At 37.3% G+C, this 24739-nt stretch carries 22 protein-coding genes; 16 read left to right on the top strand and 6 right to left on the bottom strand.

Annotation, left to right across the window (positions count from 1 at the left end):
• The first annotated feature begins 1 nt into the window (after window position 1).
• From B806_RS0110930 to B806_RS0110955, 6 genes are all read left to right on the top strand, one after another.
• Window positions 2-4510, top strand: coding sequence for a translocation/assembly module TamB domain-containing protein (locus tag B806_RS0110930; RefSeq protein ID WP_017403019.1), 4509 nt, complete (start codon window positions 2-4; stop codon window positions 4508-4510).
• 271 nt (window positions 4511-4781) lie between these two features.
• Complete coding sequence (locus tag B806_RS0110935) at window positions 4782-6017, top strand: lactonase family protein (RefSeq protein WP_017385427.1); 1236 nt, start codon at window positions 4782-4784, stop codon at window positions 6015-6017.
• A gap of 134 nt (window positions 6018-6151) precedes the next feature.
• Window positions 6152-6514, top strand: a complete 363-nt coding sequence (locus B806_RS0110940; RefSeq protein WP_017385426.1) for a hypothetical protein — start codon at window positions 6152-6154, stop codon at window positions 6512-6514.
• A gap of 253 nt (window positions 6515-6767) precedes the next feature.
• Entirely contained in the window at window positions 6768-9407 is a 2640-nt protein-coding gene (locus B806_RS0110945) for a bifunctional aconitate hydratase 2/2-methylisocitrate dehydratase (RefSeq protein ID WP_005068571.1), read from the top strand.
• A 229-nt stretch (window positions 9408-9636) separates the two neighbouring features.
• Window positions 9637-10071 carry a hypothetical protein gene (locus tag B806_RS0110950; RefSeq protein WP_017385424.1) on the top strand — a complete coding sequence of 145 codons (435 nt, stop codon included), beginning with the start codon at window positions 9637-9639 and terminating at the stop codon, window positions 10069-10071.
• Window positions 10072-10186: 115 nt separating this feature from the next.
• Window positions 10187-11170 (top strand): ion transporter, encoded by a 984-nt coding sequence (locus B806_RS0110955; RefSeq protein ID WP_017385423.1) that lies wholly within the window; start codon window positions 10187-10189, stop codon window positions 11168-11170.
• 26 nt (window positions 11171-11196) lie between these two features.
• Here B806_RS0110955 and B806_RS0110960 read toward each other — a convergent pair whose 3' ends face one another.
• Window positions 11197-12396 (bottom strand): MFS transporter, encoded by a 1200-nt coding sequence (locus B806_RS0110960; protein ID WP_017385422.1) that lies wholly within the window; start codon window positions 12394-12396, stop codon window positions 11197-11199.
• Between the two features lie 225 nt (window positions 12397-12621).
• Here B806_RS0110960 and B806_RS0110965 point away from each other — a divergent pair, with 225 nt between their 5' ends.
• The 3 genes from B806_RS0110965 to B806_RS0110975 all read left to right on the top strand — a co-directional run bounded on the left by B806_RS0110965 (window position 12622) and on the right by B806_RS0110975 (window position 15208).
• Window positions 12622-13050 carry a hypothetical protein gene (locus B806_RS0110965; protein ID WP_017403022.1) on the top strand — a complete coding sequence of 143 codons (429 nt, stop codon included), beginning with the start codon at window positions 12622-12624 and terminating at the stop codon, window positions 13048-13050.
• A gap of 152 nt (window positions 13051-13202) precedes the next feature.
• Window positions 13203-14000: a DUF4198 domain-containing protein gene (locus tag B806_RS0110970; RefSeq protein ID WP_025466691.1), complete on the top strand. Its 798-nt coding sequence runs from the start codon at window positions 13203-13205 to the stop codon at window positions 13998-14000.
• Between the two features lie 287 nt (window positions 14001-14287).
• Window positions 14288-15208, top strand: coding sequence for a LysR family transcriptional regulator (locus B806_RS0110975; protein ID WP_002122195.1), 921 nt, complete (start codon window positions 14288-14290; stop codon window positions 15206-15208).
• A gap of 62 nt (window positions 15209-15270) precedes the next feature.
• Here the strand turns inward: B806_RS0110975 and B806_RS0110980 are convergent, their stop codons facing one another.
• Entirely contained in the window at window positions 15271-15723 is a 453-nt protein-coding gene (locus B806_RS0110980; protein ID WP_017385419.1) for a DUF441 domain-containing protein, read from the bottom strand.
• A gap of 250 nt (window positions 15724-15973) precedes the next feature.
• Here B806_RS0110980 and B806_RS0110985 point away from each other — a divergent pair, with 250 nt between their 5' ends.
• Window positions 15974-16192 carry a hypothetical protein gene (locus tag B806_RS0110985; protein ID WP_017385418.1) on the top strand — a complete coding sequence of 73 codons (219 nt, stop codon included), beginning with the start codon at window positions 15974-15976 and terminating at the stop codon, window positions 16190-16192.
• A gap of 102 nt (window positions 16193-16294) precedes the next feature.
• On the top strand, window positions 16295-16999 hold the full coding sequence (locus B806_RS0110990; RefSeq protein ID WP_017385417.1) for a 16S rRNA pseudouridine(516) synthase: 705 nt from the start codon (window positions 16295-16297) through the stop codon (window positions 16997-16999).
• Here the strand turns inward: B806_RS0110990 and B806_RS0110995 are convergent.
• The 3 genes from B806_RS0110995 to B806_RS0111005 all read right to left on the bottom strand — a co-directional run bounded on the left by B806_RS0110995 (window position 16992) and on the right by B806_RS0111005 (window position 18861).
• Window positions 16992-17435 carry a GNAT family N-acetyltransferase gene (locus B806_RS0110995; RefSeq protein WP_017385416.1) on the bottom strand — a complete coding sequence of 148 codons (444 nt, stop codon included), beginning with the start codon at window positions 17433-17435 and terminating at the stop codon, window positions 16992-16994. The two genes, B806_RS0110990 and B806_RS0110995, sit on opposite strands and share 8 nt — an antisense overlap.
• Before the next feature lie 98 nt (window positions 17436-17533).
• On the bottom strand, window positions 17534-17842 hold the full coding sequence (locus B806_RS0111000; protein ID WP_002122138.1) for a type II toxin-antitoxin system RelB/DinJ family antitoxin: 309 nt from the start codon (window positions 17840-17842) through the stop codon (window positions 17534-17536).
• A 110-nt stretch (window positions 17843-17952) separates the two neighbouring features.
• Window positions 17953-18861, bottom strand: coding sequence for a pseudouridine synthase (locus B806_RS0111005; RefSeq protein WP_017385415.1), 909 nt, complete (start codon window positions 18859-18861; stop codon window positions 17953-17955).
• A 120-nt stretch (window positions 18862-18981) separates the two neighbouring features.
• Between B806_RS0111005 and tsaE the strand changes: the two genes are divergently transcribed.
• From tsaE to B806_RS0111030, 5 genes are all read left to right on the top strand, one after another.
• Window positions 18982-19455, top strand: coding sequence for a tRNA (adenosine(37)-N6)-threonylcarbamoyltransferase complex ATPase subunit type 1 TsaE (gene tsaE / locus B806_RS0111010; RefSeq protein ID WP_005068599.1), 474 nt, complete (start codon window positions 18982-18984; stop codon window positions 19453-19455).
• Complete coding sequence (mutL, locus tag B806_RS0111015) at window positions 19448-21397, top strand: DNA mismatch repair endonuclease MutL (protein ID WP_017385413.1); 1950 nt, start codon at window positions 19448-19450, stop codon at window positions 21395-21397. Before tsaE ends, mutL begins: the two co-directional genes overlap by 8 nt.
• A gap of 6 nt (window positions 21398-21403) precedes the next feature.
• Window positions 21404-22348, top strand: coding sequence for a tRNA (adenosine(37)-N6)-dimethylallyltransferase MiaA (miaA, locus tag B806_RS0111020; RefSeq protein ID WP_017403024.1), 945 nt, complete (start codon window positions 21404-21406; stop codon window positions 22346-22348).
• A gap of 93 nt (window positions 22349-22441) precedes the next feature.
• On the top strand, window positions 22442-22954 hold the full coding sequence (hfq, locus tag B806_RS0111025; RefSeq protein ID WP_002122267.1) for an RNA chaperone Hfq: 513 nt from the start codon (window positions 22442-22444) through the stop codon (window positions 22952-22954).
• A gap of 142 nt (window positions 22955-23096) precedes the next feature.
• The gene (locus tag B806_RS0111030) at window positions 23097-23954 is read left to right on the top strand and encodes a DMT family transporter (RefSeq protein WP_017385411.1); all 858 of its coding nucleotides are present in this window, start codon (window positions 23097-23099) and stop codon (window positions 23952-23954) included.
• A gap of 39 nt (window positions 23955-23993) precedes the next feature.
• On the opposite strand, the gene nfsB is transcribed toward B806_RS0111030, so the two are convergent.
• The gene (gene nfsB, locus B806_RS0111035; RefSeq protein WP_017385410.1) at window positions 23994-24647 is read right to left on the bottom strand and encodes an oxygen-insensitive NAD(P)H nitroreductase; all 654 of its coding nucleotides are present in this window, start codon (window positions 24645-24647) and stop codon (window positions 23994-23996) included.
• Window positions 24648-24739: the final 92 nt, after the last annotated feature.

Here is a 24739-nt window from a genome sequence, read left to right on the forward strand (position 1 = left end):
TATGGCGGAAGTAGAACAGCAGCCCACTTCGGCACCAAGCTCTCCTAAGAAGAAGCGTCGCATTTTGCGTAGCTTCTTGCTGACGATATTGATCATATTGTTATTATTGGCTTCTTCGTTAGTCATCATGATGTCAACGGACCGCGGAAGCCGTTTTTTATTAGATCGGGTTTTAGAAGCTCAGAAAATAATTAAATATGAATACGAAGGCGGCAACTTATTGCGAGGCATTATTCTCAAAAATGTGTTGGTGCAATTAAAAGATGTCGATGTTTCATTAGATCGAGCTGATGTAGGCTTAGGATGGCGTTCTTTATTATTAGAAAAAGAAGTGCATTTAAGCCATGCAGATGTACGCAACTTACGTATTATTAATAAAACTCCGCCCTCTGGTAAACCGTTTGAATTTAAACCAATCAAATTGCCATTTGTTTTACGTATAGATGAAGGTGATGTTGATCATTTAGAAATTAAGTTGGCAACCTCAGATGTAAGTTTTCATGACGTTCATTTGCAGGATGCACTTTGGTCAGAGACCAAACTGGAATTTGAAAAATCTAGTATGGATATGGGCTATCTTTCAGTCCATAACGCAACAGGTAAAATGGATTTCAGTGGTAAATATCCATTAGATGCCACAGCAGATTTAAGAATCCCATCTTTAAAAAGTCTAAATATTCAAAATATTAAAGTGGCTGCTCGGGGAAGTTTAGATACTATAAAAGCTGGGGTTGCAACAACCACTCCTGATCTATTAACAGGTTGGGTAATATTGCATCCTGTTCGCGATGAAGTTCCAATGCAAGGTGAACTATTATTAAAAAACTATCATTTACCTTTGCTACAAGAACAAAAACTATTTGCAAAAAATGGTGTGATCAAGTTTCAAGGTGATATTAAACAGCTTAATTTGGCACTTGATACAGATTTAAAGGGTGAGAATTTACCTGAAGGTCAGTATAACGCTTTAATGAATACTGATTTAGTTCATCAGCTTAATATTACCGATTTCAATGGCCAAGTTATGAAAGGTGCCGTTAATCTTAAAGGTCTGGTGAATTGGAAAGATCATGTGACTTGGGACATCAAAGGTCGTTTAGATCGCATTAATCCTAAAGACAAAGCGATTCCTCAGGTGGTTCAAGACTTCTTACCGCCAAGTTTAGATGCTGCTATTGCTTCAACTGGTTCTTTGGAAAAAGGCACAGAAGTATTTGCTAACGTTGATTTTGACCGTTATGAGTCTTGGAAACTCAAGCTTAATCAGGCGCCTGAAAAAAATAATAAACCTCAACCAATGCTCATGAATGTGGCGTGGGCGAATATAGACCGTGCAATGCCTTATATTGGATGGTTAAGTAGTGATAATGGTCAAGTCGATTTAACATTACGTGACGGTCAACAAGATATTAAGGTTGCTACAAAAGTATATCAGCATGAAAAAACTTTATTGCCAGCAGGACAATATCTAGCCAACCTGAATGTTAAAGATAATATCTTAAATGTTCCTACTTTTAGTTTTGCTGCTGAAGAAGGTAGCTTAACAGGTCAGGCTAAAGTTCTATTACCTACTGAAAAACGTCAGCTGGCTTGGAATGCTTTATTAAATGCAAAAGATTTTAATCCGCAAAGTATTCATGCAGCAGCGCCGGTCAATCTATTAAACGGTTCGATTAAGGCAAATGGTTTCGCTAAACCAAACCAGCAAATTATTCAGTTTGAGAAAATTGATTTAACTGGTCGATTGGCTCAAGCAGGTCAAGAAACTGTAAGTTTAGGTGGAAAAAGTACAGCAGCATTATTATTTCATGATGTTAAAGCTGGTGGCGGCTTTAAAGGCTTTGCGGTTAATTATGACGGGTCTTTAAAAGCCTTAAAACAGGCAAATGGTTTGTTGAAGTTTTCTATAGCGGGTACGCCAGATTTTATTCGAATTAGCCAATTACAACACGATGGTGTGGCTGGAAAAATCTATGCTACTGGTTCTGTAAATTTAAAAGACCGCATTGCATGGGATATTAATAGTTCATTAGTACGCTTTAAGCCTCAATATTTTGCCTCAACTGTTAAAGGTGAAATTTCAGGAAATCTGAAAACTCAAGGGGTTTGGTCTGATCACTTGAAGCGAATTAATATTCAACAATTGAATCTTGCAGGCTTTTTAAATAATAAACCTGTTCGGGGTAAGGGTAATCTATCTCTATTGATGGATTCTAATCAAAATGGCTTTTTACCTCAGCAATTTGAAGCGAATAACTTATTTTTAGTGTATGGACAGAACCAGTTACAAGCTACTGGCAATGCACAAAATCTAAAAATTAAGCTGAATGCGCCAGCACTCTACGAGTTATATCCAGGACTGCGCGGACGAGCTTATGGTGATTTGAATGTTCAATCACAACCACGTTTAAAAGCAACAGCCAATATTGCCGTAGATAATTTTGCTTTTAATACACTCGTAAGTGTGAAGAGATTGAGTATTCAGGGTGAGCTTCCAACATCGGAAACAACACCGACTCAATTAACCGCAAAATTAAATAATCTGCGTAGCGGAAATAGAGAAATCCAGTCTGCTGAAGTGAATTTGACAGGAACAAGAAAAGCACATTTATTGAAAGTGCTTGGCAATAATAGTGTTTCCAAGTTCTATGTTCAGTTGGCAGGTGGATTTAATCAAAAGAATGATTGGTTAGGTCAAATCCAAAAAGGAAGTTTTGATTCACGACGAATTCGTCTGGCACAAAATCAAAATGCTCCAGTAATTTTTTCTTCTGCGAAATCTGAGCTATATGTGGGCCAACATTGCTGGCAAAGTACCAATAGTCAGCTCTGTTTTGATCAGCCTGTCCGAGTGAGTAAAGCACGAGGGAATATTTCCTTTGTAACTCAGAACATGGACTTAAGTGATTTCGCGGCATTTATGCCAGAAGGCTTAGCGATGACCGGACAATTAAATGGTTACGCTAAGGCATCGTGGGTAAATGGTGGTAATCCAAAACTTGATGCACGTTTAATTACGCGTAAAGGTGAAATCGGTTTAGCTGCTGAAGATCCACAAGACCCCGCAACTACTCTGGCTTATGATGAGTTAGGGGTGATTGCAAAAAGTGTATCAGAGGGGCTGTTATTCCGTGTTGATGTTAAAACACCTGATATTGGTACGGGTTATGCGAACGTTATTATCAACCCATTCCAGTCGTCAATGCCAATGCATGGTGAAGTGGCCTTTAATGATGTTCAATTAAAAGTCTTGAAACCATTTATCCAAGATGTTCGCTCAATGAGTGGGACGCTAGCCTTGGCTGGTAAAGTCAACGGTACATTAACTCAACCTCAGTTTACTGGTGAAATGCGTCTGAAAAATGGTGCGATCAGTATGATTTCTTTGCCAGTAAATCTAACTAATGTGCAGGTGTATTCATCAATTCGTCAGGATATGGCAACAATTGATGGAGCATTTAATAGTGGGCAAGGTGTAGGCTTGCTTAAAGGTAGTTTTGAGTGGAAAGATGCGCCACGCCTTCAATTAAATCTTAAAGGTGATAATTTACTGGTACGTCAAGCACCATTAATTACCGCAATTGCCAATCCCAATCTGACACTTGATATGTATCCTTTCGATAAGCGGTTAAGCTTAAAAGGATCTGTAGATGTTCCTCGTGCACGTATTTCAATGCCAGAAACAACTGCTCCAATCATTAATACGTCATCAGATGTTCGCATCGTGCGTCAAGGTCAAGATCCACTTGCAATTTTACGGGCCGCTAAACCTTGGGATATTCGAGCTGACATTTCTGTTAATATTGGAAAACAAGTTATCTTCCAAGGCTTTAACAGTAATATCCCGTTAGTTGGTCGTCTCAACTTAAGCCAACGTGGTTATGAAACTGCAATGAGAGCTAACGGGGCGATTGGTGTCAGCCAAAAAGTGAAAATCGAAGCCTATGGACAAAGTCTAGACTTGAACCGAGCAATTGCCCGTTTTAATGGACCATTGGCTAACCCGACTTTAGATATCGATGCGAATAAAAATGTTCAGGGAAGTATGGTTGGCGTACGTGTTACAGGTACTGCGACATCACCAAACATTCAGGTCTATAACGATGCAGGCTTATCTGAGCAAGAAGCATTGAATGCGCTTGTGACTGGTCGTATTAATGAAGGTTCGAGTGGCTTGAGTAATGCAGAAGGTTTTAAATCTGATGTAAACAACACCATTGCAGCTGCAGGTATTAGTATGGGCTTGGGTGGTACACGTGCTTTAACTAACCAGATTGGACGTACGTTTGGTTTGAGCGGCCTAGCTTTAGATGCACAAGGTACAGGTGATGATACGCAAGTGAGTTTAACGGGTTATATCACACCAGATCTGTTTATTCGCTATGGTGTTGGGGTGTTTACTCCTGTAAACAAACTCACTTTACGTTATCAAATGAATCGACGTTTATATTTAGAAGCAAGTCAATCTCTAGAAAGAGCAATCGATCTTTTCTACAACTGGCGCTTTTAGTTAGTTGAAACCAATAATGAATGAATTAAGAGCTCACTATTGTGGGCTTTTAATTTAATAACACCTTCATAACATTTAAAAAAGTTGAGTATTTATCATCTAAAGTATCGCTTCTCTTAAGAGTAAGGAAGCCTTGGATAGGTATTGATTAAAGAAAATTCACTTGAAAATTGCTGTTTTATAAATTAGTTTTCAGAAACATTAAATGAAATTAGATTGATATACCTTGTTGATAAATGCAAATAAGGTGGGTTTTTTCAAGGATATAGTAGTGAATATAGATACTTATGTTGAAATTAAAAATGGCAAGGAAAACGATATCAACGTTAAATATCGTGGCCTAATTCAAAAATTAACAGCAACATTGTCATTGACGCTCTTGTCATTTGGATGGTGCTCCACCGTAAATGCTGCACAACAACAAATTGCTTTAGTAGGAACATGGACATCAATTCCTAATGCACCGCTTGCGCAAAAACCAAAACAAGCCAGTGAAGGTTTGTACCAGCTTCAAGTGAATAGCGATGGAACTTTAACTCCTGTTAAAGTGTTGAAAATGAAAAGTCCTTCTTGGATTGTGAAATCGAAAGATGGCCGTTTTGCATATACCACTAATGAAGAAAACGAAGGTGCGGTGACCGCATTATCTATTCAAAACGGAAAGGTGGAAGTGTTGAACACAGTGGATAGTCATGGTGGACATCCAACACATGCAACAATCAGTTTAGATGGTAAGTTCCTGTTTGTGTCGAACTATTCAGCGTTCGATAAAGGCCGTGGTGGTGTGGCTGTTTTGCCAATTTTACCAAATGGCCATTTGGGTGAAAAAGTACAAAATATTATTTTTGAGGAAGGTTCTGGCCACGTTAAAGGTCGCCAAGAAAGTGGACATGCTCATTCCACAACTTTTAGTCCGGATGGCAAGTATTTATATGCTAGCGATCTTGGAAATGACAAAGTCTATGCATTTCGTTATAACCCGAACAAGGCTCAGCCACTTGAAGCGGATACCAACCGCGATGTAACTTTTACACATGGTTCTGGCCCGCGTCATATGGTCTTTTCACCAAATGGTAAACATGCGTATGTTACCGCAGAAATGCGAAGTGAAATTGTGACATTTAATGTGCAAGATGGTCATTTGAAAAAAGTGGCTGAGCTAAAACTAATCCACGAGGATAAAACACCTGAATTTAAGAGTGCGAGTGGAATTATCCTTAGCCCAAATGGTAAATATGTGATTGCTGCCAATCGAGGTGCAGACAACAAACTTTTAGTATTTAAAATCCAACAGAATGGATTGCTAGCTAAGCCAGTTGTTTATAAAGCGAATGGTATTGAACCACGTGCTTTCTCATTCGATGCAACTGGTAAATACCTATATGTAACCAATGTTTATACTAATAATATTAGTTTATTCCGTTTTGATGCAAAAAATGGCACCTTAAAACCAGCTGGTGATGCAGCAAAAATATCAACACCTACGGATATTAAATTCTTTAATTAATCCAAAACATGAAACTGACCTTTCTAGCGCTTAATACAAAAAACCGAGATTTTGTTATCTCGGTTTTTTATAGCAGTTTTGGCAAAAACGATGATTTTCCGTATGATATGGACAGCAATAATTAGTGTAGTGAAATGATGAAAAAGATTTTATTGGTTGCAATGAGTTTGCTCTTTGTTGGTTGTTCGGAAAAGAAACCATTAACACCAGAAGAGCAGTGGCATGGCTTTTGTACTAGCGTAGGAAATGCTGCAAGAAGTATTGTTTTTGATCGTCAGCAAGCAATTGGAAAAACTCAGGCAGTTGAGCATGCAAATAAGATTGAAGATGAGATAACTAAAAAATTCATTCTTAATGTTATTGAAAAAGTTTATGCAATTCCAAAAGAAGAACTGACAAAAGATCCTCAAGCAATCCAAGAAAAAGTTAGAAAGCAAATGATGGATGAATGTTTGGCAACCCCTCATGACAAAATGCCAAAATATAAATCATTCTAATTGTGGATGAGGTTATTGAATTTTCATCTGGCTGAAGCTCTTTTTGCTTAAAAATAGCTCAATTTTGCCCAATATGCTCATTATTTAAACACAGGTATTTAGATACAAAATAATGGGCATCACGGAGAAACACCCCCCGCTCATTAACTTTTACCTTGAACTCTAGTAAACTTTTGTAGTCCATATTACTTGTGAAGCTTTTAAGAAAGCTGGAATTTGCAAGTAATTTTTCAAAAAAAGAGGAATGAACACCGTGCTAGAAGCTTACCGCCAACACGTTGAAGAACGTGCCGCACTCGGAGTCCCACCGAAGCCACTTGATGACGCTCAAACAGCTCAGCTTGTTGAACTATTAAAAAATCCACCAGCAGGCGAAGAAGCGTTCTTGGTAGATTTGCTTGAAAACCGTGTTCCTGCAGGTGTTGACCAAGCAGCTTACGTAAAGGCAGCATTCTTGGCAGCGATTGCAAAAGGCGAAGCAACTTCACCACTCGTTTCTAAAGAACGTGCAGTTTACTTACTTGGCACTATGCTAGGTGGTTATAACGTAGCACCACTTGTTGAACTTCTTGACAATGCTGAACTTGCAGGCTTAGCTGCTGAAGCATTAAAGAAAACTCTTCTTGTATTTGATGCATTCCATGATGTAGCAGATAAAGCAAAAGCTGGTAATGAAGCTGCTAAAGCTGTTTTACAATCTTGGGCTGAAGCAGAATGGTTCACTAGCCGTCCTGACGTTCCGGAAGAAATCAAAATCACTGTGTTCAAAGTAACTGGTGAAACAAACACTGATGACTTGTCTCCAGCTCAAGATGCTTGGAGCCGTCCAGACATTCCATTACACGCAAATGCAATGTTGAAAAACGAGCGTGATGGTATCAACCCTGAAAAACCAGGTGAAGTTGGTCCATTAAGCCAAATTAAAGAACTTATCGCGAAAGGCAATCAAGTTGCTTACGTTGGTGACGTTGTTGGTACAGGTTCAAGCCGTAAGTCTGCAACTAACTCTGTTCTTTGGTTCTTTGGTGATGAACTTCCACACATTCCAAACAAAAAAGACGGTGGTGTGTGCTTAGGTTCTAAGATCGCTCCAATTTTCTTCAATACTATGGAAGATGCAGGTGCATTACCTGTAGAAATCGACGTTGCTAACATGAACATGGGCGACGAAGTAGTATTGAAAATTGACCATGCTGCTGCAAAAGTAACTGCTTTTAAAGATGGCGTACAAATCTCTGAAGCAGATCTTAAAACTCCAGTACTTTTAGACGAAGTACGTGCGGGCGGTCGTATTAACTTGATCATTGGTCGTGGTTTAACTGCTAAAGCACGTGAAGAACTAGGTCTTGCACCTTCTACATTGTTCCGTACTCCAGTACAACCTGCTGACACTGGCAAAGGCTTCACACAAGCTCAAAAAATGGTTGGCCGCGCATGTGGTTTACCAGAAGGTCAAGGTATCCGTCCAGGAACTTACTGTGAACCTAAAATGACTACAGTTGGTTCTCAAGATACGACAGGTCCAATGACTCGTGACGAGTTAAAAGACTTAGCATGCTTGGGCTTCTCATCTGACTTAGTGATGCAGTCTTTCTGTCACACTGCTGCGTATCCAAAACCAGTTGACGTAACAACTCACCATACATTACCTGACTTCATCATGAACCGTGGTGGTGTATCTTTACGTCCAGGTGACGGTATTATCCACTCTTGGTTAAACCGTATGTTACTTCCAGATACAGTAGGTACTGGTGGTGACTCACATACTCGTTTCCCAATCGGTATTTCATTCCCAGCGGGTTCTGGTCTTGTTGCGTTTGCAGCAGCAACTGGTGTTATGCCACTTGATATGCCTGAATCTGTACTTGTTAAGTTTAAAGGTAAAATGCAACCTGGTATCACTTTACGTGACCTTGTACATGCAATTCCTTACTACGCAATTCAAGCGGGTGATTTAACTGTAGAGAAGAAAGGTAAGAAAAATATCTTCTCTGGTCGTATCCTTGAGATCGATTTATCAGAAATGGAAAATGACTTGACTGTTGAGCAAGCATTTGAACTTTCTGATGCGTCAGCTGAACGTTCTGCTGCTGGCTGTTCAATCACACTTTCTGAAGAGAAAGTTGCTGAATACCTACGTTCTAACATCACGATGTTGAAGTGGATGATCGCAGAAGGTTATGGCGATGCACGTACACTTGCTCGTCGTGCTGAAAACATGCAGAAGTGGTTAGATAACCCAAGCTTGTTAAAAGCTGATGCTGATGCTGAATACTTAAAAGTTTACGAAATCGATCTAGCTGACATCAAAGAACCAATTCTTTGCTGCCCGAATGATCCAGATGACGCGAAACTTCTTTCTGACGTTCAAGGCGACAAGATTGATGAAGTATTCATCGGTTCTTGTATGACTAACATCGGTCACTTCCGTGCAGCTGGTCAGTTACTTGACAAAGTACCTGGTGGTTCATTGTCTACTCGTTTATGGTTGGCTCCACCAACTCGTATGGACGAGCACCAATTAATGGAAGAAGGCTTGTATAACATTTATGGCCGTGCTGGTGCACGTACAGAGATGCCGGGCTGTTCATTATGTATGGGTAACCAAGCACGTGTAGCGCCGAACACAACTTGTGTATCGACTTCTACTCGTAACTTCCCGAACCGTTTAGGTCAAGGCGCAAACGTTTACTTAGCGTCTGCTGAGCTTGCATCTGTAGCTGCGGTTCTTGGTAAATTACCAAGCCCAGAAGAATATCAACAGTACGCGTCGCAAATCGACAGCGCTTCTGCTGACATCTACAAATACTTAAACTTCGACAAGATGAGCGAATATACTAAAGAAGCTGATCAAGTTGATACTAAGAAAATCCAAGCTGCTCAATTGACTTAATACGTCGATTTAGTACAAAAAAGGAGCTGATTATTCAGCTCCTTTTTATTTTAAATGAGACTTTGTACATTATTAGACTTAGAAAATAATAAATAGATCAAATTTTATTTAATGAAAATGTAAAAATAAATATTACTCTAGATATTAAATTGATTTTTGTTTTAAAATATTTGAACGAACTTGAAAATAATTAAAAAAAATATGAGTATTTTATATAGGGAACTTAAGAATGCTAAAGACAATTGTTGAATTTAAATTTGATGATTATCAATTATATGACCAAAAAACTTATGCTGATGAAGGTAGTATTTTAGTTCAAAAAACTGAAGATATTGCACAATATATTTTTAGTATATTAAAGAATAGATATCATTTAAATGTAGAGTTATATAGTGAAAGCTGGGGGTGGGAAATTGAGATTCCCTTAGCTGAAATAACAATGTATCTCGGAATTAGTGTTTATGAAGAATATAGTAATGGATTCGCAATTTTTATTTCTCCAAATACTCCGATTTTAAGAAAATTCCTATTTAGAAAAATTGATATTACTCATCATATTATGGTGTTGCAAAATTATATAAATATTATTTTAAAATCACATCCAGGCATCTACGATGTGATGTGGTGGGAAGAGAATGAATTTCGATGTGTAGCCACGAATTGATGAAAAAATTAAGGCTTAAATCTTGGGGTAAGTAAAACAAAAATTGTTAGAGACGATATTGGTGAATAGAGGCGATGAGCTTACTATATCTACAATATTAAGTGGTCAGATCAATATGCATAATTCAGCTTGGAAGGGATTACGTAAGTTTTTTTATAATAATCTTCACAACCATGACTATGAAACGACGGTAAGTAAATGCATTAACTATTTTTTAGTTATTTTAATTATTGGTAACGTTGCTGCTGTTTTATTAGAAACAGTAAATGATTTGTACTCAAATTATCGTATTTGGTTTGACTACTTTGAGAATGTTTCAATCGCAATTTTTAGTATTGAGTATTTATTAAGGTTGTGGAGTGTTGCAGATCGAGATACGACACAATCCGCATGGAAAACCCGCTTGAATTGGATGAAAAGTGGGGAAGCAATTATTGATTTGATGGCAATTTTGCCAGCTTACCTGAATTTCTTTGTACGAATCGATCTTCGTATGCTTCGGATTTTACGTTTACTTCGTTTATTAAAATTAACACGCTATTTCATCTCACTACAGATATTGTTATGTGTGATTAAACGCGAGAAGGGATCTTTTCAAGCAGTTATCTTTATTTTAATTATCATGATTATTATGACTGCTTCTGGAATTTATGTGGTTGAAAACAAAGCTCAGCCAGAAGCTTTTAGTTCAATACCTAAATCTATGTGGTGGGCAGTGGTTACCTTAACTACAGTGGGGTATGGCGATGTCACTCCTGTAACTAGCCTAGGGAAGTTATTAGGGGCGCTTATTACTATTTTGGGTGTAGGTATTGCAGCATTACCAGCTGGTATTTTGGCGTCTGGACTTGCAAATGAGCTTAATCAACGGAATCAGAGACTAGAGCAAGAGTTTCGTGAGTTACTTCAAGCACGAGGTATTGATATTTTACATGATGAAATTGAAATAGAGCGGGTCCGTCAAAAAGTAGGATTGCCAAAAGAGCAAGCGCATAACCTGATTATTCAAATTATGCGTGAAAAAGTATTAGAAGAAGAAGAGTCGGTTCGAGAGAAAAAATGTTATTGCCCACACTGTGGTGGAAAGCTAACTGATTAGAAGTAATAAGTTAGCCTTTTCTTTCATTAAGCTTTTTTGCTGGCTTTTTCTACTGCAAATGCGATAAGTAAAATGATTAGACCGCCAAGGCTTAAAACAAAACCTACCCAGATTGGAGCGGTCCAACCCATTTGGTGACTGAGTACCCAGCCCCCTAAAAATGCACCTAATGCATTGGCCATATTAAATGCAGAGTGGTTGAGTGAGGCAGCTAAAGTTTGGGCATCACCTGCAACATCCATTAGACGAGTTTGTAATGCTCCGCCTAACCCCATTACCGTGAGACCAATTAAAAATAAAGATGCGATGGCAGTATAGATATTACTCATTAAGAAACTGGCAACAACAAAAGCGATAGCTGAGCTAATTAACACACCTACTATAGTTTTGTTGAGGTTCTTATCTGCAAGCCATCCTGCCGCTAAACCACCAATAACCATACCTATACCCCAGATAGCTAAAGCAATAGGAACGATTTGGATATTAACTTCTGTGTATTCAGTCAAAATTGGTGAGACATAGCTATAAACTGAAAACATGCCTCCAAAACCGATTGCACCCACTGCTAGTGTTAACCACATATTGATATTTTTAAGGCCAGCTAATTCAGTTTTTATACTGGCAGTAGCTTGAACTGGGATATTGGGTACAAAGAAGCCAACAGCAATTAAAGTGACGAAAGCAATAGTTGCTGAAAACTCAAAACCTGCTCTCCAGCCAAAGTTTTGACCTAACCAAGTTGCTAAAGGAACTCCAATGACAGTTGCGACTGTAAGCCCCATCATCATTTGGGCGACTGCAGAAGCTCTTCTTGACGGACCCGCTAGTTCAGCTGCAACTAACGCACCGACTCCAAAATATGCTCCGTGTGGTAAACCTGCAATGAAACGTGAGACTAAAACAGTTTCAGGTGTATGAGCTAAAGCAGTACAGGCATTCGCAACACCATAAAAAAGCATTAAGCCGAGCAATAAAGTTTTCCTAGGTACTTTAGCTCCAAGAATTGCGATGATAGGAGCACCAATAACTACACCCAATGCATAGGCACTAATAAAGTGACCAGCTTCAGGTACTGTAATATTTAAATTATTTGCAATTTCCTGAATCAGTCCCATTGCGACGAATTCAGTGGTTCCAATACAAAAACCGCCTACAGCGAGTGAGAAAATTGCTAAAAAGAGAGAGTAATGTTGAGGTGTGGAAAGAGGAGGTTGCGGGGACGCCATAATAAGTTAAGGGAAGACACAAAAAAGAGAAGTATAAGGGAAAAGAGAACAGAATAATAAAAAACTAAAATATTGAGGGAATGATTATATATTCAAATGAAGTAAATTTAAATTTTATATAGATTAATTCATCGAAAAACTTTTAAAAATTATATATGATTACCGCGTAATACTTTAAGCATTACAACAATTTGTATAAATATCTAAAAATAGAGATGCTAAAACGTGAGAAAATTATTTATTACCTGCCTTATGGGTGTGGCTATGTTATCTATGCCTGGTTGCGCAGTATTTATGGCGGGTAATCAACCAAGTAAAAAAAATTTAAATGTTCTAAATCCAGGCAGTTCTCGTAATTATGTGATTGCCGAGTTTGGTGCGCCTGTACTTTCAGAATACCGTGATGGAACACGCGTTGAGATCTATACTTTTCAACAAGGTTATTCAAAGTGGGTGAAAGTCGGCAGAGCTTTTGGTCATGGCGTAGCAGATGTGGCTTCAATCGGTCTTTGGGAAGTATTTGGGACTCCGACAGAAGCATACTTTAATGGTAAAGAAACTTCATACGAAGTATCTTACGGACCAGATGATTTAGTAAAAAGCTATAAGCTAATTGATTTCGAGCAAACATTTCCAAAGATGAAGCAGCAATAAAATCAAATTAAATAAGGAAAGACCTTCGGGTCTTTTTTTGTATAAAATTAAATTTATTAATGATAATAAGAATTATTTTTATTTGTGTATACTGTATCCGCTTATATTTTGTCTGAAATTTTTAACTTTGCGTACAACAGGATTTTGTAATAATGAATAGATTTCTAATGACGTCACTTGCATTGATATGTACAACAGGCTTTGCTCACGAACCTTATGTAGCTCCTGTAGCTTATAAAACTGAACAAACTCAGGTGCCCGTAATTGCTGGTTATGCGGAAGAAGCATTAAATAGTGAATATGCTTTAAAAGATGCTAAGCTTACTGTACTCACACCTAAAAATGAGCTTAAAACTGTCAATTCAGAAGTCCTGCATAAGTCTGCTACTGTTTTTGATGTAGAGTTACCTGAAGAAGGCACATACATTGTTCAAACTCAGGCGAGTTACCCTTTAAAATATGTATATGACCAAAAAGCATGGCATTTATTTTTTGATATGCCAGCTGATAAAGCTCCACCGAAAGCAGAACGTGAATATTTGATTCCGACTGACCTTAAAACAAAAACAATTAAAACAGAACAAGTAACACGTGAGTGGATATTGCAGAGTTATCTTTCTAAAGGAAAAGTTTCAGATATTCAGCTTCCGAATACACCGATTAAAGTTAGTTTCTCTGTACATCCAAACCAGATTAAAGCTGCTCAACCTGTTAAATTAACCATAACTGAAAAAGGACAACCTTTAGCTTATGCTGAAGTGAATTTAAGAGAAAAGGGTGCAACTGACAAGCAAGCGCAGCAGTTTAAGGCGGGAGGCAACGGTCAAGTCGAACTTACGTTTCCAAAAGCTGGAGAGTACCTAGTAGAAGTAACAGCTCCTCTAAATTTGAAATTAAAACCTAAAGATCAGAACTATACGATTATTAGCTTAAATGTTTTATCGCAATAGTTTTTAGTATTTTAAAAAATAGGTCTTTATTAGGCCTATTTTTAGTTTTCATATTCTTACTCATTAAAAAAACTTCATTAAAACGTTTAATTTCACTTTAGTTTCAGAGGAAACAAAAATTCATTGCAAGTAAAAGATAATGAAATAAAATTCATGTTGAGACAAACTAACTAATTTTATGTTAAAGTGAATAAAATTCATTAATAAAGATTTGTCGAAAGTTTTATGGAAAAGCAAAGATGAGCTTTATCCATTTATAGATAAATCTGTTTTTTAGGCTTGGGCCCATGTTAGAAATACGCCACCTTAAAACTTTAGTTGCTTTACGTGAGCATGGTTCATTAGTTTCGGCAGCAAATGACCTTTGTTTAACGCCATCTGCTATTTCTCATCAATTAAAAGAATTAGATCATTGGTATGGAGTAGAAGTAGTTAATCGTCGAAGTAGACCTGTTAGTTTTTCTAATGTTGGACAGCGTTTATTAAAATTGGCTGATGATGTTTTACCACAAATTCAGATTACACATAGTGATATCACACGTATTGTGCATGGACAGACAGGTAGAATTATTTTTTCATCGGAATGCCATAGTTGCTTTGACTGGTTAATGCCTTTATTAAATCAGTATCGCCAGCAATATCCTGACGTCGATTTAGACTTTGCTTCGGGGTTTGAAGCTAATCCACATGAACTCTTACAAAATGCAGAATTTGATTTACTGATTACAGCTGACCCAATTGCTTTAAAAGGAATTGAGTATTTTCCGATTTTTGAATACGAATCACGTTTAGTCTTATCAAATACGCATCCTTTGGTACGAGCTGAAAATATTACAGTTCAAGAGTTGGCCGAAGAAGTTTTAATTACTTATCCTGTTGATAAGCACCGTTTAGATATCATGTCTAAACTTTTCATTCCTGCGAATATTCAGCCTAAGCAAATACGAACAACTGATTTAACACAAATGCTTATTCAGCTTGTTGCAAGTGGACGAGGTATTGCTGCTTTACCTGATTGGGTAGTAAATGAATATGAACAAAAGGGTTGGGTCACAAGTCGCCGTTTAGATTGTGTTTCTCCTACAGGTTTAAGACGAACTTTATATGCGGGCTACCGAACTGAAGAAAAAGAGAAAAGTTATTTTGAAGGATTTTTAAAGCAGTTAGAAAAGTTCTCTTTAAAACGAAACGCTTATTATTCTGGCTAAAACAAATAATTTAGCCTAATTGTTCAAAAGGTGCTTAATTGCACCTTTTTTATATCGACTTCTTATTTACCAATAAATAAAGAGAGTAAGCCTGCTGCAATCAGAGGACCGACTGGTACACCACGAAGTAAAGCAACACCAGCAACCGTACCAATCAGTAAGCCTGCAACTACGTCAGGTTGGCTTGACATTAGTTTTACTCCACGACCACCCAACCAAGCGACTAATAAGCCAATTGCAATAGCCAAAAGTGATTTAAAACTAACAAATGACTTTAAAATACTCTCCCCACTGAGCTTCCCACTGGCAATGGGAGTAAGTACACCAATCGTTAAAATAAGAATTCCTAAATTAAGACCGTGAGCTTGAATATAGGGGAAAAACTCATTTAATGGTGTGATTTTAACGACAATCAATACACCTGCTGCAATAGTTACAGCTGCATTTTGACTTAATAAGCCGCAGACAAGCAGAACGAGTAGAACAACTAAATTAACATCAAATTGGGCAAGCATGGCGAGCGGAGGGCATTATAAATAAATGGAATTGTATAATATTTAAGAGTTGGAATGTGAAAGCTTTAAAAGATACAGCTGATTTCAGCTCTTCTTAATTAAAAGTTGAGTGTATATCTCTCAATGATAAGGAGTTTTAATTTTTGGTTACGCTTGGAAACAATGTTATATAAATTAACAAGTTAAAAAGTATAGTGTTTAAAAATTATGATATAAAAATAATCATTACTCATGAGTACGGGATATTTTTATGGACATTATAGATATCAAGATCAAAGATCAGTTTGATAAGATTCATGATGCAAAAGCACAACTAAAGAAAAATTTAGTGCAACATGAAAATGAATCTTTAAAACTAAGCCAACGAATTGAGCATATTATTGTTGATAATGAAATTATTTTGCCTACTACAGAATTATTATTTGAAAGCGAACAGAACGAAAATATTTATCGAGTCGTTGAAGAGTAAGGGTGCGAACTAGTTCAAGTAGATGAAAACAGTAGCGAGTAGTGTTTAGTAAAAAATGGAAACTACGTTAAAATAACAGCTTAGTTCTAATGAGAAAACTTCATGCTGCTGGAAAAAATTTTACAATCACAAGGGTTTGGTTCTCGTAAATATTGTCAGCAGTTAATAAAAAACGGATCTGTAAATATTGATGGAGAGGTTGTAAGTGACCTTAAAAAGCAATTCTCTCCAGAAAATTTAGAATTTTCTCTTTTTGGGGAAACTTATCAATATCGAGAAAAAGTTTACCTTGCGTTAAAGAAACCGAAAGGTTTTGAATGTTCACACCAACCTCACCATCATCAAAGCGTATTTAGCCTTTTACCCGAAATTATGATTCAACGTGGTGTGCAAGCCATTGGCCGTCTAGATCAAGATACAACAGGCTTACTTTTACTTACCGATGATGGTAAATACCTTCAAGCTTTAACTCATCCCCGTAAACATGTGCCAAAGGTTTATCATGTTACGACTATAGATCCAGTTACACCAGAGCAAATTGAAATGCTGAGCCAAGGTGTGAGCCTACATCAAGAAAAAGGTGTTTTCGCTGCAACGGATGTAGCGATATTAGAAACGCATCAATTAACCATGACGATTCATCAAGGTGTTTATCATCAAGTAAAAAGAATGATTGCAGCTGTGGGAAATAAAGTAGAAGCATTACACCGCCATCAAGTCGGGCAATTGGTTTTACCTGAACTTGAAGATGGAGAATGGGTTTATTTATCTGAACAACAAAAACAGCTCGCTCAAAATATCATTTGAGAAAACAATGGAAGGTTTGGAACTCACTATCTCGAATAAATCCCATTTGTTCATATAGGCGATGAGATTCATGATTGTTACTTTGAGTTTCCAAACTAATCCGCAAAGCATTCTCTTGCTTTGCAAATAAGATTGCTGTATCGATTAGCTGTTTAGCAGAACCTTGACGACGAAAAACGGGCGTAACATATACATCATCTAAAATATAGTAAGTGGAACAAGCAACTGAAGAAAAACCTAAATAGAGTAAAATAAAACCCGTAATTTTATCGTCTTTAATATGAATGAAGAACACACTTTCTCTATTCTCAAAACGTTGTTTTAGGAAGTGAAGGGATTCATTAAAATTAGAAGAGGCCCCATAAAATTGGCGATATTCATCAAATAAAACGGCGAGTTGCTTTAAGTCTTCAAAAGTCGCTCGTCTAACGATCATTTGGCACTCCTTGTAACTTATCATTATGTTTTTACAAAGAGAGCATAACGAAAAAAAGAGCTTTTTGACGTTAAAACTTGTTTATAAATGCAACAGTGTTAAGTTTTGTCGCTTTCACCAAGAAGTGCATTAAGTTCTTCAAATAGATCTTCATGGTCATCATCTTCAGCTAAAGTTGATGAATTTTGGTTTAATGAAGATGCTTTTGCTTTTCTCAGTTTTAATAATTGTTCCATATTAATATTCTGATTTTCGATCGCAAAAGGAATAGATTTAGTTAATACGACCTGTTTAAAAAAAAGTCGTACTGCTTGGGCAGGGGTAATTCCCAGTTGTTTAAAAACAGCAAAAGCCTGCTTTTTTTCTTGGGAGTCAAGTCGAACCTGATAAACTTCTGTTTTTCGCATGAATAACAAAACCAAATGATTTTAATTTTTAGGAATTTATTTTAAACCATCGCAATGTAATTTCAATGCTTTTTGGCATAAAAAATAATCTTTTTGTCATTACGGTTACATTACAATGTCAATTCAAACTCAGAATTAAAAGACATTCCCTCCTTTGTAAGGGGGTCTGTAAATGAAATATGCTTAGCCAGAAGCTGTAATGGTTCCGAGAAGTCATCCTCAGCTTTGTGCTGAACTACGGGATAAAATGGATCATTTTTAATCGGAATTTCTAAGTAATTAAGATGCACGCGAAGTTGGTGCTGTTTGCCCGTTGTAGGAGTTAAGCGATATTTTGCCCAAATCTGGTTATGCTCGATAAGCTCAATATAAGTCTCGGTATTTATTTTTGCATTTTCTATAACTTGCATAGTGTAAAAAGGATGACCTTTATCTAAATGCAAGTGTAATGTCTGAGGAAAATTTAAATCTTTTTTATAAGGTGCAACAGCGTGATAAATTTTATTGACTTGGCGCTCTGCAAATAATTGTTGGTAAATTCCACGCGACTCAACCCGTTTGCAAAATAGAACAACACCAGCAGTTTCACGATCTAGACGATGAATAGGGGTTAAAAATTCATTTCCTGTTTGTTTTTTTAGACGGACTAAAAGCGTTTCTTGAACATATTGTCCAGTCGGGCTAATAGTTAAAAAATGGGGTTTATCGACCACTAGTAAATCATCATTTTCAAATAAAATTTGATGCTCAAAAGGCACATGTGGTTCATATGCAAGAAAGCGATAATAAAAAATATGGGTGTTGCCGACATATGGACTGGTTACAGTTAATTTGTCCCCATTTGCTGCATATATAAGACCGTCTTGAAATCTTTGTTCCCATTCTTCAGTTTTAATATGTGGAAAGTGACCACAGAGATACTCATAAATAGTTTGGGCATCTGTTTGCACAGGAAGATAGACTTGACTCGCGCTTACTCCATCAATCATAGGTGGCAAAAAATCGTTCGGACTAGACATAAGAAAGTGTGAATATTTAAGAAAATTGATATAAAAAAAGCCAACTTCTAGGGCTTAAGTAGGCTTTTAAGGCAGGGCAATGTTATCATATCGATTATTTTGAATCATGTTATGTGTGCTATGTCGTATTCATTGAAATTGGTCTTAAATCATGAAGAAGATACTGAGCGTCTAGCTCGAGCTTTGGCGCAGCATGTTCAGTCGGGTGTAATTTATTTAATTGGGGACTTGGGCGCGGGTAAAACCACACTTACGCGCTATTTCTTACAGGCTTTGGGCCACAAAGGCTCTGTTAAAAGTCCAACTTATACGCTTGTTGAGCCGTATAAAATTAATGATAAAGAAATTTTTCATTTTGATTTATATCGTTTGAATGATCCCTACGAACTTGAATTAATGGGAATCCGTGATTATTTAGATATCACAGATGCATTATTTTTATTTGAATGGCCTTCTAAAGGTGGTGATGAGATTCCACAAGCGGATATCATCATTGACATTCAAAAGTCAGATGATGAGTTGACTCGTTTAGTAACGTTAACTTTACCAACAGAAAATTTGTACCAGACTTTGCAGGAACAGCTTCATGACTGATGAAAAGCTAACACAACGTCGTATTCATACATTAGACGCAGCGTTAGCGAACCAGATTGCAGCAGGTGAGGTGATTGAGCGCCCTTGTTCTGTGGTCAAAGAATTATTAGAAAACTCAATTGATGCAGGTGCAACTGAGCTGATTGTACGGATTGCTCAAGGTGGTTCGACTTTAATCGAAATCATTGATAATGGGCATGGTATTCATCCGGATGATTTGGCACTTGCTGTCATGCGTCATGCCACAAGTAAGATTAAAACCGCTGAAGATTTACATGCGATTGTGAGTTTGGGATTCCGTGGGGAAGCCTTAGCTTCGATTGCTGCGGTTTCAAGATTGACTTTGACCAGTAGCCAAGATGAAAGTGGTATTGGTCATCAAGTTGAAGTAAACGGTACAGCATTTGATCATCAAGAAGTACAAGCAGTTGCTGCTCAAAAGGGCACCCATATTCGTGTTCAGGATTTATTTTTTAATGTTCCTGCACGCCGTAAATTCTTAAAAAAACCAACTACAGAATTTGGTCATATTGAAGAAATTGTTCGCCGTCTAGCTCTAACACATTTCGATATACGTTTTGTGCTTGAACACAATGATAATATTAGAATTAATTTACCGATAGCAGATAGCGGAGAACTGCGTTTTCAGCGAGTTCAGCAGTTATTAGGTTCGCAATTCGTACAAAATGCATATTGGATGGATGCCGAAAGTATTAGCATGCGTTTATCAGGTTGGCTTGGTCATCCTTCGGATGCACGTGCACAGGCTGATATGCAATATGTCTATGTAAATGGTCGTATTGTCAAAGATAAAACGATTTCGCATGCGCTACGCATGGCTTATGACGGTATTTTGCATGGTCATCAACATTCATCTTATTTACTTTTTTTAGAGGTTGACCCTGAAAATATTGATGTCAATGTCCATCCTACTAAACATGAGATTCGATTTTTAAATCAAAGAGAAGTGCATGAGTTTGTAAGACATTATGCAAAAGAAACTCTCGCACAATTTCAGACAGCGAGTGCTGATCTAGCTCAAGCGATGAAAGTAGATGAACAATCAGATTATTCAGTACAGCCGCAGCCTAAATATCAAGAACAATTTTCATTGCACCGTGCAAATGAAACTTTAAATTCAGACAGTGAAGCACGAACTCAGCCTGCACCGACAGAATTATTAACTGATTTTAACGCTAGTCGTCCGCAAGCTGTTCACTATGCAGATCAAACACCAAAATATAATGGTTCTGCTCAACTAAATAATGCTTTAAAAACTTATTTAGCCCCACTTCGCGACCAACCTACTAGTTTTTCGGTAAATGAGGATGTTGAGCCAGTTGCTAAAGTAGATGAATTTCCATTAGGTATCGCAATTGCTCAACTGCATGGAATTTATATTTTAGCGCAGAATACTGAAGGGCTTATTATTGTTGATATGCATGCGGCACATGAACGTATTTTATTACAGCAAATGAAAAATGCTTGGGATAAACCTGAATTTTGGACATCTCAGCAATTGCTTATACCTAAGGTGATTTCCATTAGCCGTATGCAAGCCGTTAGAGTTGAAGAGTTAAAACCTCAGCTTGAGCGCTTAGGTCTGGAAATTGATTTATATGGTGATGAGCAAGTTATTGTTCGCGGTGTGCCTGCCATATTACAAAAAGCTGATTTTGAAAATCTTATTCCAGAGCTTTTAAATGATTTAGATCCAAATGATGAAGCACAAGGATTACTTCAAAAAAGAGATGAGTTGTTAGCTGGAATGGCATGTCATGGAGCCGTACGTGCGCATCGACAACTCAGTCTTTCAGAAATGAATGCTTTACTTCGTCAAATGGAACAAACCGAATTTGCGAGCCAATGTAACCATGGGCGGCCAACTTGGCGCGCATTCCCATTATCTCAATTAGATAAATTATTTGCTCGAGGAGAGTAGTTTTACATGTCAAATCAATTGCCCGTCATCAATTTAATGGGACCAACTGCGAGCGGAAAAACCGCTTTGGCATGTGAATTATACGAGCGTGGAAATTTTGAGCTAATTTCTGTTGATTCCGCTCTTGTCTATAAAGATATGGATATTGGCACGGCTAAACCAACTCGTGAAGAGCAAGAACTCTATCCTCATTATCTTATTGATATTATTACTCCTCTGGAAGTCTATTCAGCTGCTCAGTTTGTTGAAGATGCATGTAAATTGATTGATGAAATACATTCACGTGGCAAAACTCCTATTTTAGTAGGAGGGACAATGTTATATTTCAAGGCACTGTTAGAAGGATTATCTGGTAATCTACCAAGTGCTGATGCTGAAGTTCGAGCTGCAATTGAAGAAAAAGCTCTAAACGAAGGATGGCAGGCAGTTTATGATGAGTTGGTTTCTGTAGACCCTGCTGCCGCTATAAAGTTTAATGTAACTGATAAGCAAAGAATTATTCGGGCACTGGAAGTTTATAAAATTACGGGTGAACCAATTACTAAATTGCAGGCAGAACAACCAAAAAACGTACCATATCGATACATATTTCATAACTACGCTTTACTTCCAGATCGGGTAGAATTACATCAACGCATTGAGCAAAGATTAAGCAAAATGTGGGATATCGGTTTTTTGAGTGAAGTTGAAGCTCTAATTGAAAAATACGATTTAGATGAAAATTTACCCTCAATGCGTTCGGTGGGTTATCGACAAGCACTAGAATTTCTATTAAAAAGTGATCTAAGTCTCAAAAGTAAACGTGAAATGGAGGATAAAGCTTTATTTGCAACACGACAACTTGCCAAACGTCAATATACGTGGTTACGTTCTTTGCAAGAAATACACGATTTTAAAACTTACTTGACGATAAAGCAGGCGAAAGAAGACTTGCGAAACTCTTATGGATAAAGCAAAATTTGCACACTGTCTTTTTATAATTTTTAGTTGAAAAATAAAGATAGTTTTTTTGCGCTGATTTAAAAATTTTTTTTGGAGTTAAAAATGTCTAAAGGTCAAACTTTACAAGATCCGTTCTTAAATTCTCTCCGTAAAGAACGTATCCCTGTTTCTATTTTCCTTGTGAACGGTATTAAATTACAGGGTCATATTGAATCTTTTGACCAATATGTTGTTTTATTAAAAAATACTGTAAGTCAAATGGTTTACAAACACGCGATTTCAACTGTTGTTCCAGCACGTAACCCTCGTCCAGCAGGCGCACAAGGTACAGGCTTCCCAGCACAAGGCGGCACTCAAGGCGGTTTTGGTGGTCAAGGTAGCGGCTTTGGCGGCGGTCAAGGCGGTGGCTTCGGTGGCGCTCAAGGCGGCTTCGGTGGCGCTCAAGGTGGCTTCGGTGGTCAAGGCGGCTTCGGTGGTCAAGGTGGTTTCGGTGGTCAAGGTGGCTTTGGTGGTCAAGGCGGTTTCGGTGGTCAAGGTGGTTTCGGTGGTCATCAAGGTGGTTTTGACAACGATTCTAAATTTGAAGATGGTCAAGACGACGAAAATAATCGTTAATTGAAATCTTAAAAAAGAAACCAGTCAGACAATGACTGGTTTTTTTATGTGTATTTAAAGGTTGATTCAGAATATTTAACTGGTCATGGAGAATGATTTGCCATGATGACTAATTTTATTTAAATAAATAGGGCTTTAATGAATGCTATTAATATTAGCTGCTGCTTTTAGCAGCGTCTTGGTATCTATCCTATTAAAAAATTTAAAGAGAAAAGGTTATCAACCACTACAAATGATTGCGTGGAACTATGCAAGCGCAAGTCTTCTTTGTTTTTGGTGGTTTCAGCCTGATATTCAACATGTTTCAATACAACATACTCCTTGGTGGTTAATCTTTGCTTTAGGAATAATTTTACCTAGTATTTTTTTATGTCTTGCTAAATCATTAGAGTATGCAGGAATTGTGAGAACCGAACTTGCACAGCGTCTTTCAGTTGTTCTTTCCTTACTTGCGGCATATTTCTTTTTTCATGAACAATTTAATACCTTAAAACTGTGGGGTGTAGGCCTAGGGATTTGTGCGGTCTTACTCGTATTATTTGGGCAAATCAATTCTTCAGCAAATCACCAATCTCGAAAAGCGATCTTTGCTCTTTTAAGTGTATGGTGTGGTTATGCTGCAGTAGATATTCTCTTGAAATATACAAGTAGTTTAGGTCTGCAGTTTACACTCACTTTAAATCTTATTTTTATTACTGCTTTTATATTGTCGATTTCATATTTATTGCTACAGAAGACTCAAAAGTGGCAGTTTAAAAGTACGATAGCTGGATTAATATTAGGAATACTCAATTTTTCAAATATTGCTTTATATGTAAAAGCTCATATTCTTTTAAAAGATTCTCCTGCAATTGTTTTTGCGAGCATGAATATTCTTGTTGTGTTATTGGGAATTTTAAGCGGAGTGATTTTATATAAAGAAAAATTAAAATGGCCTACCATTTTGGGGATTCTTTTAGGAATAAGTGGAGTAGTTTGTTTAGCTAGCGCAATGGTTTGATAGTTCAAGAGAATAGAATCTCTTGAACTATAGAGATTTTTATAAATATGTGAAAATCACTTCATCTGGCAGACGTGATTTAGGAAGCTTAGCATTAAAGTCATTTTCACTGCGATAGCCTAGAGAAACAATTACAGAGCTTCGTAAGCCTTTTTCAGTTAACCCGAGCTCAGTATTTAGAACTTCTTCATCAAAGCCACCCATTGGAGTCGCATCAATGCCTTCTAAGCCAGCAGCAAAGAGTAGCTGTCCTAAAGCAATGAATGTTTGATTTTCCATCCACCCGAATAAATTCTTCTGTTCATTTCGGTAGAACTCGACGTAGCCATGGCGAGTATCTTTTTGGCCTAATTTTGCTTTTTCATCTTTAAAACGGCCACTTAAATCATCTTGCTCAAGTAGTTGATTTAAGTACTCAGATGTAATATCCGTTTTTGTACAGAATACAAGTGTATGTGATGACTCAAGCACTTTAGGAGCATTGTAAGCATACTTTCCTGTTAATGCTTTTGCGATTCGTTCTTTAGCTGCAAGATTGTCTGCAACTACAAAGTGCCAAGGCTGAATATTTACTGAAGAAGGGGTAAAACGTAAAATTTCTAATAATTTATTAATTTTTTCTTGAGGAATTTTCTTTTCAGAATCATATGCTTTTGTTGTATAGCGGCTTTTAACCGTATTTAATAAATCCATACTTTACTCCATATCAGTTTTATAGCAATTGAGAGAATTTAATCTTTGCCATCATACGCTATTTTATTCAAAAACATTTCCTGTGTAGTTTG

Source organism: Acinetobacter sp. TG2027, assembly GCF_000302435.1.
GTDB classification, from domain to species: Bacteria; Pseudomonadota; Gammaproteobacteria; order Pseudomonadales; family Moraxellaceae; genus Acinetobacter; species Acinetobacter pittii.